Origin of the sequence: Kitasatospora sp. NPDC059673, from assembly GCF_042734215.1 — a bacterium.
GTDB lineage: Bacteria > Actinomycetota > Actinomycetes > Streptomycetales > Streptomycetaceae > Kitasatospora.
The window spans coordinates 15607-32852 of sequence record NZ_JBHWEN010000013.1 but is presented as its reverse complement, the minus strand read 5'-3'; the positions used below and the strand labels follow the sequence as shown (position 1 = coordinate 32852).

Sequence of the window (17246 nt, the reverse complement as noted above, 5' to 3'; positions counted from 1 at the left end):
GGGGCGGGCGGGGCCGTTGGCACTGGTCACGGAATGAATGCTCCTGGTTTCGGTAAAAGCTCCGGGCTGGTGCCGGAGGGGTCCGGACGAACTGGCAGACTAGGCCGCGAACGCACAGCGGATTCTCACGAAAACGTGATGTTCCTCTCAGGTTTCTGCGGGTGTCGCCAGCAACTGATCGTGTGTTTGACGCAGTCTGACAAGTGTGATGTGCGAACCCGGGGACCGTGCCCCGGACGGCCGGACGACCTGATTCGAGAGACCTGATGCAGCTGACAGGCACCCCTTTTCTTATTCTGACGATCATCCTGGTGCCGATCTCCATCGCGGCGGCCCTGCTGCTGTGGGGCCGGGTGCGCGGACCGAAGCCGGTCCAGATGCTGTCCCGGATCGTGATGCTGCTGTTCTGTCAGATCACCGCCGTCACCACCGTCTTCGTCATGGTCAACAACGCCAACCTGATCTACGGCAGTTGGGACGACCTGCTGGGCACCGGCAACCACGTGCGCTCGGTGCCGAACGTGGCTGCCAACGAGGGCGGCGGCGGCAGCGGGAGCAGCGACAACAAGCAACACAACAAGGTGGTCCAGCAGTTCAAGCCGGTCGGTGACCCGAAGGTGCCGAACGACGTGCAGACCACCGACCTGAAGGGCGCGGTCTCCGGCGTGGACGGCGAGGTGCTGGTCTGGCTGCCGCCGCAGTACAACGACCCGGCGTACAAGGACAAGACCTTCCCGGTGGTCGAGCTGCTGCCGGGCTGGCCGGGCTCCTCGAAGACCTGGTTCGGCACCCTGCGGGTCTCCGAGCAGCTGAAGCCGATGATGCAGAGCGGGCAGGTCGCCCCGTTCATCCTGGTCTCGCCGCGCACCAACCTGCTGGGCGACAGCACCGACACCGGCTGCGCGGACGTCCCGGGCAAGGTCAACGCCGACACCTGGCTGTCGAAGGACGTGCGGCAGATGGTGCTGGACAACTTCCGCGTCGATGCCTCGGCCGACCGCTGGGCGGTGGCCGGCTACTCGGCGGGCGGGCACTGCGCGGCCAAGCTGGCGCTGGAGCACCCGGACGCCTACCGCGCGGGAATCAGCCTGTCCGGCTACAACGACCCGGGGGCGGAGGAGAAGTCGCTGACCGCGAAGGACCCGCACCTGAAGGAGATCTCCAACCCGCTGAACATCCTGAAGTCCGCGAAGACTCCGCCGAAGACCGCGCTGTACGTCACCGGCAACAAGGGTGACGGCCTGGAGGGCGGCGAGGCGCTGAAGGCGGCTGCCAAGGCCCCGACCACGGTGACCATCCAGGAGACCACCGGCGCGCACAGCAGCGACGTCTGGAAGCCGCTGGTCCCGGGCATCTTCACCTGGCTGACCACGATCATCCCCGCCCAGCACTGACCCATCGCACGGACAAGGGCCCGGCCGCCGCAGCGGCCGGGCCCTTCGCCTGGGCAAGGTCAGGACTTCGGCAGGGTGTTGACGTACTCGGTGCCGGCGCCGTAGAAGCCGTCCACCGTCTGCTGGACGTCCGCCGGGGAGAGCGCCTGGTCGGCCTTGTAGTAGAACCAGTTGACCTTCATGTCCCAGCTGCGCTGCCCACTGATCGAGGGCAGCAGGTCGATGAACCAGTTGCTGAAGTGGATGTCCATCCGCTCGCGCGCGACGTACTTGTCGGAGCTGGTGAACATCTCCTTGCCGTCCAGCGAGTAGGTGACCTTCCCGTCCATGGCGGTGATCATCAGGGTGTGCCAGCCCTCGAGGCGCTGCTTGGCGGCGCGGGTGACGCGGTCCGGCGGGTCGGCCTTGAACCAGCTGGTGGTGTCGAGCTTCGGGCCCGGCGCGCCCCAGCCGCCGTTCGGCAGGTACTCGAAGTCGAGTTCGCTGTAGTTCGCCGAGGAGTCCTCGGGCGAGATCGGGAAGAAGGTCTGCACGACATGGTCGCCGGTGCGGCCGGTCGAGGGCTTCTCGCCGAAGTGGATCCGGGCGGCGAAGGTGCCGTGGAACAGGTTGGCGGCGGTGCTCTGCACCTCGACCTGCTGGGTGCCCTGCTTGGTGCCGTCGGTGGTGGAGCGCAGTTGCAGCACCCGGCCGCCCTGGGCGGTCGGGTCCTCGGGGAAGGCGGCGCCCGCGGCGGTCCAGGTGTCCTTGATGCCGGGGCCGCCCCCGCCCTCCCGGACCTGCCAGCCGTGCGCGGCAAACGCGGGGTCGCCAGGGCCGGTGTAGTGGAAGGTGTCGAACATCGTTCCCGGCGGCCCGGACGGCGTCGGCGAGGCGCTGGAGGACCCGTGCTTCGCGGCGGTGTCCCCACCGGCGGCTGGGTCGCCGTTGCACGCGGCCAGCGTGCACAGCAGGGTCGGCAGCGCGATCACGCTCCACGCGCGACGGCAGGAAAGGCGGCGGGACTGGCGCACACAAGCTCCTTGGGGCGCAGCGGCGGTAGTTGGGACACGCCCCTCTGCGCGGGGATCGACGACCGGTCGGAGGCGGTCATCCTAACGGGGCTCACAGGTGGCGGCGGCGCCGGGACGGTTCGCGTCCACCGAGGTCGAACGGTCTGTGCACGGGTTAAACATGTACGCGCCGGTAGGGATCTCGATCCGATCACAACCCTGACCGAGAACGCGTCGAAACTGGGCATCAGGCCCAATTCGGCCCAGGACGGCCCAGGTCGGTGCACTAGCGTTCGATCCACGCTCCCGCGGTCTTCCTGTCCTGCCCTCCCTGCCCTGAAAGGCCTCGCCCGGTGCGCCCTGTCATGACGTCGTCCGGTTTCGGACCGGCGCACCCGGCACCGCCCGGCGGGCCCGGCCCGGATCTTCCGGAGGTCGAAGAGCCGCTGCCCGAACCGGTGTTCGTCGACGAGTCCGGGCTGCGCGGGCGACTGCTGCGCGGTCTCGGCTGGCCGGTCTCGGTGGTGGGCGCGGTGCTGGCGGTCGCGATGGGCGGCAGCCTGATCGGCGTGCAGGCGGACGCCCCGCCGATGGTGATCCCCCAGCAGCCGGCCCCGGCGGCCGCGCCCTCGGTGTCGCCGTCGGCCTCGCCCTCGGCCTCGCCGTCCGCGTCCTCCTCCTCGTCCGGGGCGCCTTCCCGCTCCACCTCGCCCAAGCCGGGCAGCTCGGCCGCCGGTTCGAAGCCCACCACCGGGGCGACGCCCTCGGGCGGCAAGTCGAGCAAGCACCCCTGATCCTTCGCACCACGCATCTCCAGGAGCGCCCTTTGTCCCGCCACCAGCGCCGCCGGCATTCCCTGCTGAGGCCGCGCCGACTGGCCGCGCCGCCGCTGCGCTTCGTCATGCCGCTGTCCCTGCTGGCGTGTCTGCTGGCGCTGTTGGTGCTGCGCGGACTGGCCACCAACGAGGTGTTCCACGACACCCGGATCGCGACCTCGGTGGACAAGGACACCGTGCCGGAGAACCTGCTCAACGGCGGCCCGGTGATCGACGCGCGCGGCGACAAGAAGGCGAACCCGGTCAGCTACCGCATCCCCGACAAGACGGTGGTGCTGAGCTTCGACGACGGCCCCTCGCCGGAGTGGACGCCGAAGATTCTGGACGTGCTGAAGGCCCACGACGTCCGCGCGGACTTCTTCGTGACCGGCGCGATGACCACCCGCAACCCGGATCTGATCCGGAAGATCGTCGCGGGCGGCCACGAGATCGGCCTGCACACCTTCACCCACCCCGACCTGGTGTACCAGTCGCACTCCCGGGTCGGCTGGGAGCTGGCGCAGACCCAGCTGGCACTGGCCGGCGTCGCGGGCGTGCACAGTTCGCTGTTCCGGCCGCCGTACTCCTCGGAGGCCGCGGCGATGGACGACTGGAACTACCCGGTCATCCAGTACGTGGGCGCGCACGGCTACCTGACCGCGTTCATCGACCGCGACACCGACGACTGGAAGCGCCCCGGCGTCGAGGAGATCGTGAAGGCCGCGATGCCGGCCAAGCCGGGCGCGGGCGAGCTGATCCTGCTGCACGACGCGGGTGGTGACCGCGCCGAGACGGTCGCCGCGCTGGAGCAGATCATCGTCAAGCTCCAGGCCGAGGGCTACCGCTTCACCACCATCTCCGACGCGCTCGGCGCCTCCAGCGCGATGGTGCCGGTGCACGGCTTCCAGCTGTGGGCGGGCAAGGGGTTCATCTGGGCCACCCAGGTCGCCGTGTACACCCTGCCGGTGCTGGTCGGGCTGCTGGCGCTGGTCGGCTTCCTCAACTTCGGCCGGTTCGCGCTGATGATCGTCCTCGCCCCGGTGCACGCCCGCCGCTCCAAGCGGAAGGACGCCTGGGGGCCGCCCGTCACCGAGCCGGTCACCGTGCTCGTCCCCGCGTACAACGAGCTCGAGTGCATCGCGAACACCCTGAACTCGCTGGCCGCCAGCGACTATCCGATCGAAGTGATCGTGATCGACGACGGCTCCACCGACGGCACCGCGGACATCGTCGAGGCGATGGACCTGCCGTTCGTCCGGCTGATCCGCAAGGTCAACGGCGGCAAGCCCAGCGCGCTCAACGCCGGCATCGCGGCCGCCTCGTACGACATCGTGGTGATGATGGACGGCGACACCGTGTTCGAGCCGTCCACGGTGCGGGAGCTGGTCCAGCCGTTCGCCGATCCGCGGATCGGGGCCGTCGCGGGCAACGCCAAGGTCGGCAACCGGGACAGCCTGATCGGCGCCTGGCAGCACATCGAGTACGTCCTCGGCCACAACCTGGACCGCCGGATGTACGACGTGCTGAACGTCATCCCGACCATCCCCGGCGCGGTCGGTGCCTTCCGCAAGGAGGCGCTGCGGCAGGTCGGCGGGATGAGCGACGACACCCTCGCCGAGGACACCGACATCACCATCGCGGTGCTCTGCGAGGGCTGGCGGGTCGTCTACGCCGAGCGCGCCCGCGCCTGGACCGAGGCGCCCGCGAGCCTCCAGCAGCTCTGGTCGCAGCGCTACCGCTGGAGCTACGGCTCCATGCAGGCGATGTGGAAGCACCGCCGCGCCGTGATCTCCCGCGGCCCGGCCGGGCGCTTCGGCCGGATCGGGCTGCCGATGGTGGTGCTGTTCGGCGTGGTCGCGCCGCTGCTGGCACCGCTGGTGGACCTGTTCCTGCTGTACGGCGTGCTGTTCACGGACGCCCCGATCACGCTGGCCAGCTGGGGCGGGTTCATCGCGCTCCAGGGCCTGCTGTCCTGGTACGCCTTCCGGCTCGACCGCGAGAAGCCCTGGCACCTGATCAGCCTGCCGCTGCAACAGGTGGTGTACCGGCAGCTGATGTACATCGTCCTGCTGCAGTCCACGATCACCGCGCTCACGGGTGGCCGGCTGCGCTGGCACAAGCTCCGGCGCACCGGCGAGGTCGCTGTCCCCGTGGAGGCCTGACCATGAGCGACACCATCCGGCTGCGGATCCCCGAGCAGCTGCGCCGCGAAGCCGCCCCGGACACGCTCGTCTCGTCCGTGCGCAAGGCCGGCCGGGACCGCTACCTCGACCTGCTGCGCGCGATGGCGCTGGTCCGCGTGGTGCTCTACCACCACTTCGAGTGGTTCTGGCTGCCGCTGGTGTTCCCGTCGATGGGCGTGATGTTCGCGCTGGCGGGCTCGCTGATGACGCGTTCGCTGAGCCGCCCCGCCCTCGGCGTGATCCGCGGCCGGCTGCGCCGCCTGCTGCCGCCGATGTGGCTGTTCGGCGCCGTCGTGGTCACCCTCCAGGTCCTCGACGGCGGCGGCCCGGGCTCCGACGGCCACCCCACCTGGTGGTGGGCGAAGCTGGCGTTCTGGGTGCTGCCGCTGAGCACTCCCCCGTACGCGACGGAGCTGCACGGCTTCGGCGGCCACCTGGAGACCGGCTGGGCCTCCCAGCTGGTGGTGCCGCTGTGGTACCTGCGGGCCTATCTCTGGTACGTGCTGCTGTCGCCGCTGATGCTCAGGGCCCTGCGCCGCTTCCCGGTGGTGACGCTGTTCGCTCCGCTGGCGCTGGTGATCGTCATGAACGCGTTCTTCACCGGCCAGGACTTCCCCTACGGGCGCGTCTGGGAGACCGTCAACGACTTCGCGGTGTTCGGCTCCTGTTGGATCCTCGGCATGGCCCACCAGGAGGGGCTGCTGCGGCGGATCCCGCAGTACGTGCTGCCGTCGATCGCGCCGCTGATCATGGTGGCGGGCTTCTGGTACCTGCAGACCCGGCCGGTCGATCCGACCCAGCCGACCGACATCGAGGTCTGGCCGATCGCCCAGGCCCTGTGGTCCTTCGGCTTCGTCGCGCTGCTGCTGCACATCAGCCCGTCCTGGGAGCAGTGGCCGCCGCGGCTGGAGCGCTGGAACGGCCTGATCAGCCTGCTCAACTCGCGCGCCGTCACGGTCTACCTGTGGCACGTGCCGGCGCTGGTGCTGGCCTTCCCGCTGATCGACCCGCTGTGGAACATCGACTTCTTCTACCAGCACCTGCGGTGGCTGCTGACCAGCCAGTGGTTCAGCCTGCTGGTGGCGATCCCGCTGCTCGCCGTGCTGGTGACGGCCCTCGGCTGGGTCGAGGACGTGGCGGCCAAGCGCAGGCCGCGGCTGTTCCCGTACCCGCGCCGCCCGCGCGGCCGGCGCCGGAACGCCGCCTGACGTCCCGTCAGGCGAGTTCCAGCGCCAGGTAGAAGTCCACCCGGTCCTCCAGCCGGGACAGGTCGCGGCCGGTGAGTTCCTCGATCCGGCCGATCCGGTAGCGCAGTGTGTTGACGTGCACGTGCAGCTGGGCGGCGCAGCGCGTCCAGGAGCCGTCGGAGCGCAGGAACGCGGCCAGGGTGTGCAGCAGGTCGGCCTGGTGCTCCTGGTCGTAGGCGGTCACCGGGTCGAGCAGCCGGGCCCGGAAGGCGCGCCGGACCTCGTCGGGGACGGCGGCCAGCAGCAGGACGTGCGAGGCGAGTTCCTCGGCGCCGGCGACCCGGATCCGCCCGGCCCGGGCGGCGGCGATCCGGCGGGCGTGCCGGGCCTCCTCCAGGGCGCCGCGCAGGCCGCCGGGCTCGGCGGCGGGGGCGCACACGCCGACGGTGATCCGCCCGTCGGCGCCGAGTCCGGCCTCCAGCGGGGCCAGCAGCGCGCGCACCGCGTCGGCGGGGACGGCGGCGTCGGGGGCGGGCAGGACGGCGACGGCGCCGGTCCGGCCGCGGGCGGCGACCAGGGCCGTACCGGGCAGCGCCTCTTCGAGGACCGGGCGCAGCGCGCCGTCGGGCAGGCCGGTGGCGTCGGCGGACAGCACCAGCCACTGCGGGTGGCCCGCGCCGTCGGTGGTGGAGGCGCGCAGGGCGCGGACGGTCTCGGCGGGGTCGGTGCCGTGCCGGAGCAGGTCGAGGAGTTCCTCGGCGAGCCGGCGGCGCAGTCGGCGGCCTTCGTCGCGGCGGGTGCGTTCGGCGGCGACCAGGCGGGCCAGGTTCTCGGCGAGCTGGCGGCGTTTGGCGGGCCATTCGGTGAGGTCGCCCGCGACGGCGAGGATCCAGTCGGCCAGCGGGGTGCCGCCGGCGTCTTCGGCGGCGGGCAGCAACGAGTAGGCGCCGTCGGCGAGTTGGACCCGGTGCGGGGGCCGGTGGCCGCGCTGCTGGGCGGTGAGGTGGGCGCGGGCGAGGCGGTCGCGGTCGGCGGGGGCGAGGCGGTCGGCCGGTCCGGCGATGACCTGGCCGGTGGGGGTGAGCACCCAGCAGTCCAGGTCGAGGTCGCCGCCGAGCAGGTCGAGGACGGCGTCCAGGCCGCCCGCCCCGGCCGCGGAGACCAGCAGCCGGTGCCGGTCGACCAGGGCGGCGAGGTCGGCGGCCCGCCCGGCGGAGACGTGCCGGCCGACGTACTCGGTGACGGTGCCGAAGGCGATGTCGTCGGGGACGGCGAGCAGCGGCAGCCGGTGCCGGCGGCAGGCCTCGACCAGGTCGCCGGGGACGGGCCCGACCTCCACCTCGCCGGCGCCGAGCGCGGCGGCGCCCCCGGCCACCAGGGTCCGCACGAAGCGCGCGGAGTCGGCGGGGGTGGTGCGCCACAGCATGCCGGTGAGCACCAGCTCACCGCCGTGCAGGAACCGGCCCGGGTCCTGCAGGTCGGTGGTCATCACGCCGGTGACCTGCCGGTCGAGCTCCTCCTCGCCGGCGAGCAGGCGCAGCCGGGGTGCGCCGGGGGCGAGCAGGTCGCGGACGCGCATGGACGGGGCCCTTCGTGACGGTGCGGCGGGTGCTGCGGGTGCTGCGGGTGATTCGTGGGGGTGATTCCGGGGCGAGGACGGCCCAGGGTGACCCGGGTGGGCTGGAGGATCGTCCACATTGGACGAACGTACAGGACAGCGCGGCAGGTCACCGTCGGCCCTCATGCCATCGGTGACTGCCCGTGGTCCCGGTGACGGCGGTTCACTGGCCTGCACGCCACCGGGCACCCGGCCAGGGCGCCGGGCTCTCGTCCGTCGGCGAAGAGAGGAGGCACCGCATGGAGTTCCTTCGACCCGCGAGCTGGGGAGAGGCCCTCGCGGCGATGGCCGGTCACCCGGGGGCGCTGCCGGTCTCCGGCGGCACCGACGTCATGGTCGAGCTGAACTTCGACCTGCGCCGGCCGTCCGCGATCCTCGACCTGAACCGGATCACCGAACTGACCGAGTGGAGCAGTGACGGGGCGTCGGTGCGCCTGGGCGCGGCGGTGCCGTACGCCCGGATCATCGAGGAGCTGTCCGGCCCGCTGCCGGGGCTGGCGCTGGCGGCGCGGACGGTGGGTTCGCCGCAGATCCGCAACCGGGGAAGTGTCGGCGGCAACCTGGGCGCGGCCTCGCCGGCCGGCGACGCCCATCCGGCCCTGCTGGCCGCCGGGCGGGGGGTGCGGGTGGAGGCGCATTCGGTGCGCGGGGTGCGGCTGATCCCGATCGACGAGTTCTACCTCGGGGTGAAGCGGCACTGCCTGGCCCCGGACGAGCTGATCCGCGCGGTGCGGATCCCGGTCGCCGACGGCCCGCAGCAGTTCTCCAAGGTCGGCACCCGCAACGCGATGGTGATCGCGGTGTGCGCGTTCGCTCTCGCGCTGCACCCGAAGGACGGCACGGTCGGCACCGGCCTGGGTTCGGCCGCGCCGACGCCGCGCCGCGCGGAGCAGGCCGAGGCGTACCTGGCGGCCGTCCTGGACTGGGCGTCCGGCGACCCGCCGGCCCCGCGGGTGGTGCGGCGCTTCGGCGAGCTGGTCGCGGCCGCGGCCGATCCGATCGACGACGTCCGGGGCACGGCCGCGTACCGGCGCCACGCCCTGGCCGTGCTGGCCCGGCGCACCCTGACCTGGTGCTGGGACGACTACCGCGAGCAGTTGGGGAGGGCGGCATGAGGGTGGTGTTCACCGCGAACGGGCGGCCGGTGGAGGCCGAGGACGTGTGGGAGGGCGAGTCGCTGCTGTACGTGCTGCGCGAGCGGGTCGGCCTGCCGGGCTCGAAGAACGCCTGCGAGCAGGGCGAGTGCGGCTCCTGCACCGTGTACCTGGACGACGTCCCGGTCTGCGCCTGCCTGGTGGCGGCCGGCCAGGTGCAGGGCCGCGAGGTGCGCACCGTGGAGGGCCTGACCGGCCCGGACGGCGAACTCGGCGCCGTCCAGCAGGCGTTCCTGGACGCGGGCGCCGTGCAGTGCGGCTTCTGCACGCCCGGCCTGCTGGTGCAGACCGACGCCCTGCTGGCCCGGGACCCGCGGCCGTCCGACGCCGACATCCGCGAGGCGCTGTCGGGCAACCTGTGCCGCTGCACCGGCTACGAGAAGATCATGGACGCGGTGCGGCTGGCCTCGGCCCGCATCGCGGGGGCGGAGGGCGGGGAATGACGACCCGTTCGATCCAGGCCGAGAAGAACCTGCAGAAGATCAACCAGGCCTCCCGGGACGGCATCGGGCAGTCCCCGCTGCGCCCCGACGGCACCTTGAAGGTGAAGGGCGAGTTCGCCTACTCCTCCGACCTGTGGCACGAGGACATGCTGTGGGGCACGGCGCTGCGCTCCCCGCACCCGCGCGCCACCATTCGCTCCGTCGACATCTCCGCCGCCCTCGCCGTCCCCGGGGTGCACGCGGTGCTCACCCACGAGGACATCCCGGGCAGCAAGTTCTACGGCCTGGACATCGCCGATCAGCCGGCCCTGGCGATCGACAAGGTCCGCTACCAGGGCGAGCCGGTCGCGCTGGTGGCCGCCGACCATCCGGAGACGGCCCGCCGGGCGGCGAAGAAGATCGCCGTCGAGTACGAGGTGCTCGCCCCGATCACCACCGAGCGGCAGTGTCTCGATCCGCAGACCTACGGCTACGTCCACGAGCCGCACGAGTACAAGGCCGGCGCGCACGGCAACCTCTGCCACGAGCAGCGGCTGGTGGCGGGCCGGGGCGTCACCGACGAGGTGCGGGCGCTGGCGGACGTGATCGTGGCGGGCGAGTACGAGGTCGGCATGCAGGACCAGGCGTTCCTGGGCCCGGAGTCGGGCCTGGCGGTGCCCGCCGAGGACGGCGGCGTGGACCTGTACATCGCCACCCAGTGGCTGCACGTGGACCGGCAGCAGATGGCGCCGGTGCTGGCCCTGCCGGAGGAGAAGGTCCGCCTCACGCTGGCCGGGGTGGGCGGCGCGTTCGGCGGCCGCGAGGACCTGTCGATGCAGATCCACGCCTGCCTGCTGGCGCTGCACACCCGACGGCCCGTCAAGATCGTGTACTCCCGCGACGAGTCGTTCTTCGGACACGTGCACCGCCACCCGGCCCGGATGCGCTACGAGCACGGCGCCACCCGCGACGGCAGGCTGGTGTTCGCGGACTGCCGGATCGTGCTGGACGGCGGCGCGTACGCCTCCACCTCCCCCGCCGTGGCGGGCAACGCCGCCTCGCTCGGCCACGGCCCGTACGTCATCCCGAACGTACGGATGCACGCCCTGGCGCTGTACTCCAACAACCCGCCGTGCGGGGCGATGCGCGGCTTCGGCGCGGTGCAGGCCGCGTTCGGCTACGAGTCGCAGATGGACCGGCTGGCCGAGGCGCTCGGCATGGACCCGGTGGAGCTGCGGCAGCTGAACGCCCTCGCGCAGGGCGACCTGATGCCGACCGGGCAGCAGATCGACGCGCCCGCGCCGGTCGCCGAGCTGCTCCAGCGGGTCAAGGAGCGACCGCTGCCGCCGCCGCTCGACCCGTCCGACCAGCGCGCACTGCCGGGGGCGCTGTCCAACACCTCGCACGGCGAGGGTGTGGTGCGCGGCGTCGGCTACTCGGTGGGCATCAAGAACGTCGGCTTCTCCGAGGGCTTCGACGACTACTCCACCGCCCGGGTACGGCTGGAGCTGATCGGCGGCGAGCCGGTCGCCCTGGTGCACACCGCGGCGGCCGAGGTCGGCCAGGGCGGCGTCACCGTGCACGCCCAGATCGCCCGCACCGAACTGGGCGTCGAGCACGTCACCATCCACCCCGCCAACACCGAGATCGGCTCGGCCGGTTCCACCTCCGCCTCCCGGCAGACCTACATGACCGGCGGCGCGGTCAAGCTCGCCGCCGAGGCGGTCCGCGAGGAACTGCTGGAACGGGGCCGGCGCCGCCACGGCTGGACGCACCCCGACCTGGCGCTGGTCGGCGGCCAGGTGGTCTCCGCCTCCGCCGGGGTGCTGGCCCCGCTGGCCGCGCTGCTCGGCGACGAGCCCGTCGAACAGACCCGGGTGCACCGCCACCGGCCCACCGTGCCGCTGCACCCGGAGACCGGCCAGGGCTTCGGCCACGTCCAGTACTCCTTCTGCGCGAACCGCGCCGTGGTGGACGTGGACGTGGAGCTGGGACTGGTCAAGGTGGTCGAGTTGACGGCCGTTCAGGACGTCGGCCGGGCGCTCAACCCGCTCGCCGTGGTCGGCCAGATCCAGGGCGCCTGCACGCAGGCGCTGGGCCTGGCGGTGATGGAGGAGATCGTGCTCGCCGACGGCAAGGTCCGCAACGCCTCCTTCACCGACTACCTGATCCCGACCGTCCTCGACACCCCGCCGATCCCGGTGGACCTTCTCGAACTCCCCGACCCGCACGCCCCGTACGGGCTGCGCGGTGTCGGCGAGGCCCCCACCGTCTCGGCGACCCCTTCGATCGTGGCGGCGATCCGACAGGCCACCGGGAAAGCCCTCACCCGCATCCCGGTCCGACCGGAGCACCTCACCGACACGCCCTGACCCTTGGGACACGACATGGCACAGACCCCTGCGGAGCCCGGCCCCACCTCGCGCGGCGCGCTGGACAGGTACTTCAAACTCTCGGCGCGCGGATCCACCGTGGGCACCGAACTGCGCGGGGGCCTCACCACCTTCATGGCGATGGCCTACATCATCCTGCTCAACCCGGTCATCCTGAGCGGCGCCGACATCACCGGTCACCGGCTGAACCACGCCCAGGTGACCACCGCCACCGCGCTCGCCGCCGCCGTCACCACGATCGTGATGGGCGTGGTCGGCAATGTGCCGCTCGCGCTCGCCGCCGGCCTGTCCGTCTCCGGCGTGATCTCCGCGCTGGTGGTGCCGCACAGCACCTGGCCGCAGGCGATGGGCCTGTGCGTGATCTACGGCCTGCTGATCGTGCTGCTGGTGGTCTCCGGCCTGCGCGAGCGGATCATGCACGGCATTCCGCTGCCGCTGAAGTTCGCGATCACCATCGGCATCGGCCTGTTCATCTCGATCGTCGGCTTCGTCAAGGCCGGATTCGTGCACACCGGCGGGCCCACCCCGCTCTCCCTCGGCCCGGCCGGCGAACTCGAGGGCTGGCCGGTGCTGCTCTTCTGCCTCACCCTGCTCACCATCTTCGTGCTGCTGGCCCGGCGCGTGCGCGGCGCGATCCTGCTCGGCCTCGCGCTCGGCACCGCGGCCGCGATGATCGTCAACCAGGTCGCCGACCTGACCGCCGAGGACTGGGGCGGCTCCGCGCCGGTCTGGCCCGGATCGCCGGTCGCCGCACCCGACTTCGGACTCTTCGGCCACGTCGACCTGTTCGGCGCCTTCGGGGCGCACAGCATGGGCGCGATCAGCGCCTCCGTCGCGGTGTTCACCCTGGTGCTGGCCGGGTTCTTCGACGCGATGGCCACCATCATCGGCGTCGGCACCGAAGCCGGACTCACCGACTCCAAGGGACGGATGCCGGGCCTGTCGAAGGCGCTGTTCATCGACGGCGCGGGCGGCGCGATCGGCGGCGTCGCCGGGGCGTCCGGGCAGACCGTCTTCCTGGAGTCCGCGACCGGCGTCGGCGACGGCGCCCGCACCGGACTGGCCTCGATCGTCACCGGCGGCGTGTTCACCCTGATGCTGTTCTTCTCGCCCGTCGCCGCCGTGGTGCCCGTGCAGGTCGCCGCCGCCGCACTGGTGGTGATCGGCTCGCTGATGATGAGCCAGGCCCGGCTCATCGACTGGTCGGACAGCGAGATCGCCGTCCCCGCCTTCCTCACCAGCGTGGTCATGCCGTTCACCTACAGCATCACCGCGGGCGTCGGCGCCGGCGTCATCTCCTACACCGTGGTCAAGGCCGGCACCGGCAAGTGGCGCGAGCCCGGGGCGCTGATGTGGATCCTCACCTTCGTGTTCGTCGTCTACTTCGCGCTCGCCCCGATCAAGACCTGGCTCGGCGTCCACTAGGGAGCACTCGTGCAGGACATCGCCGCGCAACTCCACACCTGGCACACCACCGGACGCCCGTTCGCCGTGGCCACCGTCGTCCGTGCCTCGGGCAGCGCCCCGCGCGGGCCGGGCGCGGCGCTCGCCGTGGACGCGTACGGCGAGGCGGTCGGCTCGATCTCCGGGGGCTGCGTGGAAGCCGCCGTGTACGAGGCCTGCCAGGAAGCGCTGGCCTCCGGCACCCCGGTCCTCCAGCACTTCGGCTACAGCGACGAGGACGCCTTCGCCGTCGGACTGACCTGCGGCGGCTCCCTCGACGTCTTCGTCCACCCCGTCGTCCCGGGCTCCTCCCCCGGCCTGGACGCCGCCTTCCCCCTGGTCCTATCCGGCACACCCGTGGCGGTGGCCCGGATCGTCGACGGGCCGTCAGCCCTCCTCGGCGCCACCCTCACCGTCACCCCCTCGGACCAGTACGGCTCCCTCCCCCTGGCAGCGCCGATGGTCGCCGAGACCCGCGAGATGCTCTCCGCCGGCCGCACCGGCCTCCTGCGAGTCGGCTCCGCCACCCTGTTCGTCGAGTCCTACGTCCCACCGCCACGCCTGCTGATCTTCGGCGCCATGGACTTCGCCACCGCCCTGGCCCGGATCGGCAAGTTCCTCGGCTACCACGTGACGGTCTGCGACGCGCGGCCGGTCTTCGCCACCCGCCGCCGCTTCCCCGACGCGGACGAGATCGTCGTGGACTGGCCGCACCGCTACCTCGACGCCCAGGCCCCCCACCTCGACGCCCGCACCGCCCTGTGCGTCCTCACCCACGACGCCAAGTTCGACCTGCCCCTGCTGGAACGGGCCCTGCGCCTCCCCGTCGCCTACATCGGCGCGATGGGCTCCCGCCGCACCCACACCGACCGCCTCACCCACCTCCGCGAAGCCGGCCTCACCGAAGCCGAGCTGGCCCGCCTCCACTCCCCCATCGGCCTCGATCTCGGCGCCCGCACCCCGGAGGAGACCGCCATCTCCATCGCCGCCGAACTCGTCGCCCACACCCGAGGCGGCACCCACCTCCCGCTCACCACGACGACGGGGCCGATCCACCACGACCCCGCCGCCGGCCGCGCCCCGCACACCGGCCGCCCCACGACCTGGTGACCGCGTTTTCACAGCGTCGCTCCCAGTGGCCGGTCCGGGTGGGAGCCCGGGAGGACCCAGGCCACTGCTGACGCGTTGTGGGTGAGGAAGGGGTTGAGGGCGTCGTTCTCGGCGAGGCGGTTCTGGACGCGGGTGAAGAGGGCGGGGTCGCGCATGAAGGCGCAGAAGAGGAGGCCGCGGTCGTCGGGGGCGTCGTCGTAGGAGTAGCCGCGGCGGAGCATGCGGGCGCCGCCGTCGAGGCGGGGGCTGCTGAGGCGGACGTGGGCGGTGGCGGGGATGACGTAGGAGCCGTCGGGGTGCTTGATGTAGATGTCGGGGTCGTCGTGCTCGGCGGCGCCGCTGAGGGGGGCGCCGGAGGTGAGGTGGCGGCCCATGGCGAGTTCTTGACGGTCTGTCGGGAGGGCGGCGAAGGCGGCGGTGTCCATGCGTATCCGGCGGTAGACCAGGATGGTGCCGTCGGCGTTCCACAGGCCGGGGTCGGCGGGGTCGGGGTTGGCGCTGCCGTCCTTGAAGCCGAACAGGTTGCGCGGGGTCTCCCCGTCGGGGACGGACGGCAGGAACCCGGCCTGGTTCCAGCGGAGGGTTGCCCCGGAGGGCTTGGCGGCGGCGAGCAGATGTTCCGTCAGGACGCCGGTGGTCCACGGGTGTTCGGCCGAGACCTGGAGGAGGAGGTCACCGCCGCTGCGCTTGGCGTCGAGCTGATCGCCGGCGAACGAAGGCAGTTCGGCGAGTTCGGCGGGCACGGGGAGCTTCAGCCGGGCGGCCGGCGCCGGGCCGATCGCGGCCAGCGAGGAGATCGGGGTGGCGGACAGCCGCGGGTCGGCGAGGCTGCCGTCGGAGGCGGCCGCGAGCACCTTGTCGAGCCCGGCGAGCAGGCCGCGCAGCGCCTCGCGGTCGGCGGAGGCGGGGAGGTCGAGCGCGAGCAGCCTGGTGGCGGGGAGTTGACGGTACGTCAGGCCGGACTGTCGCGCGCCGTGGTGGGGGACGGCGGCGGGTGGCGGAGCGGTGGCAGGCCCACGGCCCGGGTCACGGCCGAGGGCGGTGGCGGCGGCCGCGCCCGCTCCGGCGGCCAGCACGGCGCCGGCCGAGAGCAGTGCCCGGCGGCCGATCCGGGGCCGAGCAGACGCGGTGGTGTCCTGCGGGTTCCCCGATTCGATGTGCATGGGCGCTATTGGAGACGATAGAACACGTTTCATGCAACTCCTCCATGGTTTCCACCTGTTGGTACGCCGACGGACCGGTCCGCGCCGGTTCCGGACCGGCCTGATGGCGCTGGGGCTGCTGCTTCCGGCGCTCGCCGCCTGTTCCTCCTCGGCGTCGCCGTCCGCCGACCGTCACCCGCCGGGCACGGTGATCCAGGTGCCCGAGGACGTCCCGACGGTGCAGCGCGCGGTGGATGTCGCCAACCCCGGTGACCTGGTGCTGGTGCACCCGGGCGTGTACAAGGAGAGCGTGCGGATCACCAAGCCCCGTATCGTGCTTCGCGGTTCGGACCGCAACACGGTGATCTTCGACGGCGATCTGAAGCTGATCAACGGGATCACCGCGACCGGCGCGGGCACCGTGGTCGAGAACCTCACCGTGCGCGGCTTCCTGGCCAACGGCGTGCTGTTCACCGGCGTCACGGACGAGAAGCTCCAGCGTCACGGCGCGGGCGGTTCCGCGTACGACCCGCTGGACACCACCCGCTTTCCCGCGGTGCAGGGCTTCCGGGCGAGCAAGGTGACCTCGTACGGGAACGCCCTGTACGGCATTTACGCGTTCGACGCGCGCGACGGGATCATCGAGGAGTCCTACGCCTCGGGGCAGGCCGACTCGGGGATCTACGTCGGGCAGTGCAGGCCGTGCAACACGCTGGTGCGGGGCAACACGGTGGAGCGCAACGCGGTCGGCATCGAGATCACCAACGCCTCGGAGAACCTGACGGTGGTGGGCAACCGGGCGGTCAACAACCGGGTCGGCGTGACCATCAACTCCAACGACCTGGAGTCGCTGGCCCCGCAGCACGCCGCGGTGATCGCCGGCAACGTGGTCGCGAACAACAACTCGGCGGACTCGCCGCAGCAGGCCGACGGCGGTTTCGGCATCGGGATCGGTATCGGCGGCGGCACCGACAACCGGGTCGAACGCAACCTCGTCCAGGGCAACCGGGCGGCGGGCGTGGTGGTGACCGACCCGCCGGGGCATCCCGCCTCCAACAACCGGGTGACCGGGAACAAGGCCACCGGCAACGGTGTGGACCTGGTCAGTTCGGCCGCCGACCCGGGCAACTGCTTCTCCGACAACAGCCCGGGCACCCAGAGCCCCGCCGAGCTGGAGCGGCTGGCCGCGTGCGGGGCGAGCGGCGGCGGCAAGGTCCCGGCGGGCCGGGCCGCCGGGGTGCAGGCGCCGCCGGGGATGCCGTTCAACGCCGTGCCGGTGCCGCCCGCGCAGCCGTCGATGGCCGACCCGAACGCGCCCGCCGTTCCCGCCGTCGATCTGCCGGGCAAGGTCGATCCGGACAGCTACCCGCTGCCGACGGCCGTCTGACGGCAG

13 protein-coding genes are annotated in these 17246 nt (G+C 72.3%); 10 read left to right on the top strand and 3 right to left on the bottom strand.

Annotated elements, in window-relative coordinates:
* Positions 1–311 precede the first annotated feature (311 nt).
* Positions 312–1394 (top strand): alpha/beta hydrolase, encoded by a 1083-nt coding sequence (locus tag ACFV18_RS17035; RefSeq protein WP_380483856.1) that lies wholly within the window; start codon positions 312–314, stop codon positions 1392–1394.
* Between the two features lie 59 nt (positions 1395–1453).
* On the opposite strand, the gene ACFV18_RS17030 is transcribed toward ACFV18_RS17035, so the two are convergent.
* On the bottom strand, positions 1454–2407 hold the full coding sequence (locus ACFV18_RS17030) for a glycoside hydrolase family 16 protein (RefSeq protein ID WP_380483854.1): 954 nt from the start codon (positions 2405–2407) through the stop codon (positions 1454–1456).
* 344 nt (positions 2408–2751) lie between these two features.
* On the opposite strand from ACFV18_RS17030, the gene ACFV18_RS17025 reads away from it, so the two are divergent.
* The 3 genes from ACFV18_RS17025 (at position 2752) to ACFV18_RS17015 (ending at position 6592) form a co-directional block, all read left to right on the top strand.
* On the top strand, positions 2752–3180 hold the full coding sequence (locus ACFV18_RS17025) for a hypothetical protein (protein ID WP_380483852.1): 429 nt from the start codon (positions 2752–2754) through the stop codon (positions 3178–3180).
* A 95-nt stretch (positions 3181–3275) separates the two neighbouring features.
* On the top strand, positions 3276–5363 hold the full coding sequence (locus ACFV18_RS17020; RefSeq protein ID WP_380484130.1) for a bifunctional polysaccharide deacetylase/glycosyltransferase family 2 protein: 2088 nt from the start codon (positions 3276–3278) through the stop codon (positions 5361–5363).
* Between the two features lie 2 nt (positions 5364–5365).
* Positions 5366–6592: an acyltransferase gene (locus ACFV18_RS17015; protein ID WP_380483850.1), complete on the top strand. Its 1227-nt coding sequence runs from the start codon at positions 5366–5368 to the stop codon at positions 6590–6592.
* A 7-nt stretch (positions 6593–6599) separates the two neighbouring features.
* On the opposite strand, the gene ACFV18_RS17010 is transcribed toward ACFV18_RS17015, so the two are convergent.
* Positions 6600–8150 (bottom strand): PucR family transcriptional regulator, encoded by a 1551-nt coding sequence (locus ACFV18_RS17010; protein ID WP_380483848.1) that lies wholly within the window; start codon positions 8148–8150, stop codon positions 6600–6602.
* 278 nt (positions 8151–8428) lie between these two features.
* On the opposite strand from ACFV18_RS17010, the gene ACFV18_RS17005 reads away from it, so the two are divergent.
* From ACFV18_RS17005 to ACFV18_RS16985, 5 genes are read left to right on the top strand one after another with little or no spacing between them, the layout of a single operon-like run.
* Positions 8429–9304: an FAD binding domain-containing protein gene (locus tag ACFV18_RS17005; RefSeq protein ID WP_380483846.1), complete on the top strand. Its 876-nt coding sequence runs from the start codon at positions 8429–8431 to the stop codon at positions 9302–9304.
* Positions 9301–9786: a (2Fe-2S)-binding protein gene (locus tag ACFV18_RS17000; protein ID WP_380483844.1), complete on the top strand. Its 486-nt coding sequence runs from the start codon at positions 9301–9303 to the stop codon at positions 9784–9786. Before ACFV18_RS17005 ends, ACFV18_RS17000 begins: the two co-directional genes overlap by 4 nt.
* Positions 9783–12137: a xanthine dehydrogenase subunit D gene (gene pucD / locus ACFV18_RS16995; RefSeq protein WP_380483842.1), complete on the top strand. Its 2355-nt coding sequence runs from the start codon at positions 9783–9785 to the stop codon at positions 12135–12137. Before ACFV18_RS17000 ends, pucD begins: the two co-directional genes overlap by 4 nt.
* A gap of 15 nt (positions 12138–12152) precedes the next feature.
* Complete coding sequence (locus ACFV18_RS16990) at positions 12153–13583, top strand: NCS2 family permease (protein ID WP_380483840.1); 1431 nt, start codon at positions 12153–12155, stop codon at positions 13581–13583.
* 9 nt (positions 13584–13592) lie between these two features.
* The gene (locus ACFV18_RS16985) at positions 13593–14711 is read left to right on the top strand and encodes an XdhC family protein (protein WP_380483838.1); all 1119 of its coding nucleotides are present in this window, start codon (positions 13593–13595) and stop codon (positions 14709–14711) included.
* 8 nt (positions 14712–14719) lie between these two features.
* Here the strand turns inward: ACFV18_RS16985 and ACFV18_RS16980 are convergent, their stop codons facing one another.
* Entirely contained in the window at positions 14720–15874 is a 1155-nt protein-coding gene (locus tag ACFV18_RS16980; protein WP_380483836.1) for a Dyp-type peroxidase, read from the bottom strand.
* A 31-nt stretch (positions 15875–15905) separates the two neighbouring features.
* On the opposite strand from ACFV18_RS16980, the gene ACFV18_RS16975 reads away from it, so the two are divergent.
* Positions 15906–17240: a right-handed parallel beta-helix repeat-containing protein gene (locus ACFV18_RS16975; RefSeq protein ID WP_380483835.1), complete on the top strand. Its 1335-nt coding sequence runs from the start codon at positions 15906–15908 to the stop codon at positions 17238–17240.
* Positions 17241–17246 lie beyond the last annotated feature (6 nt).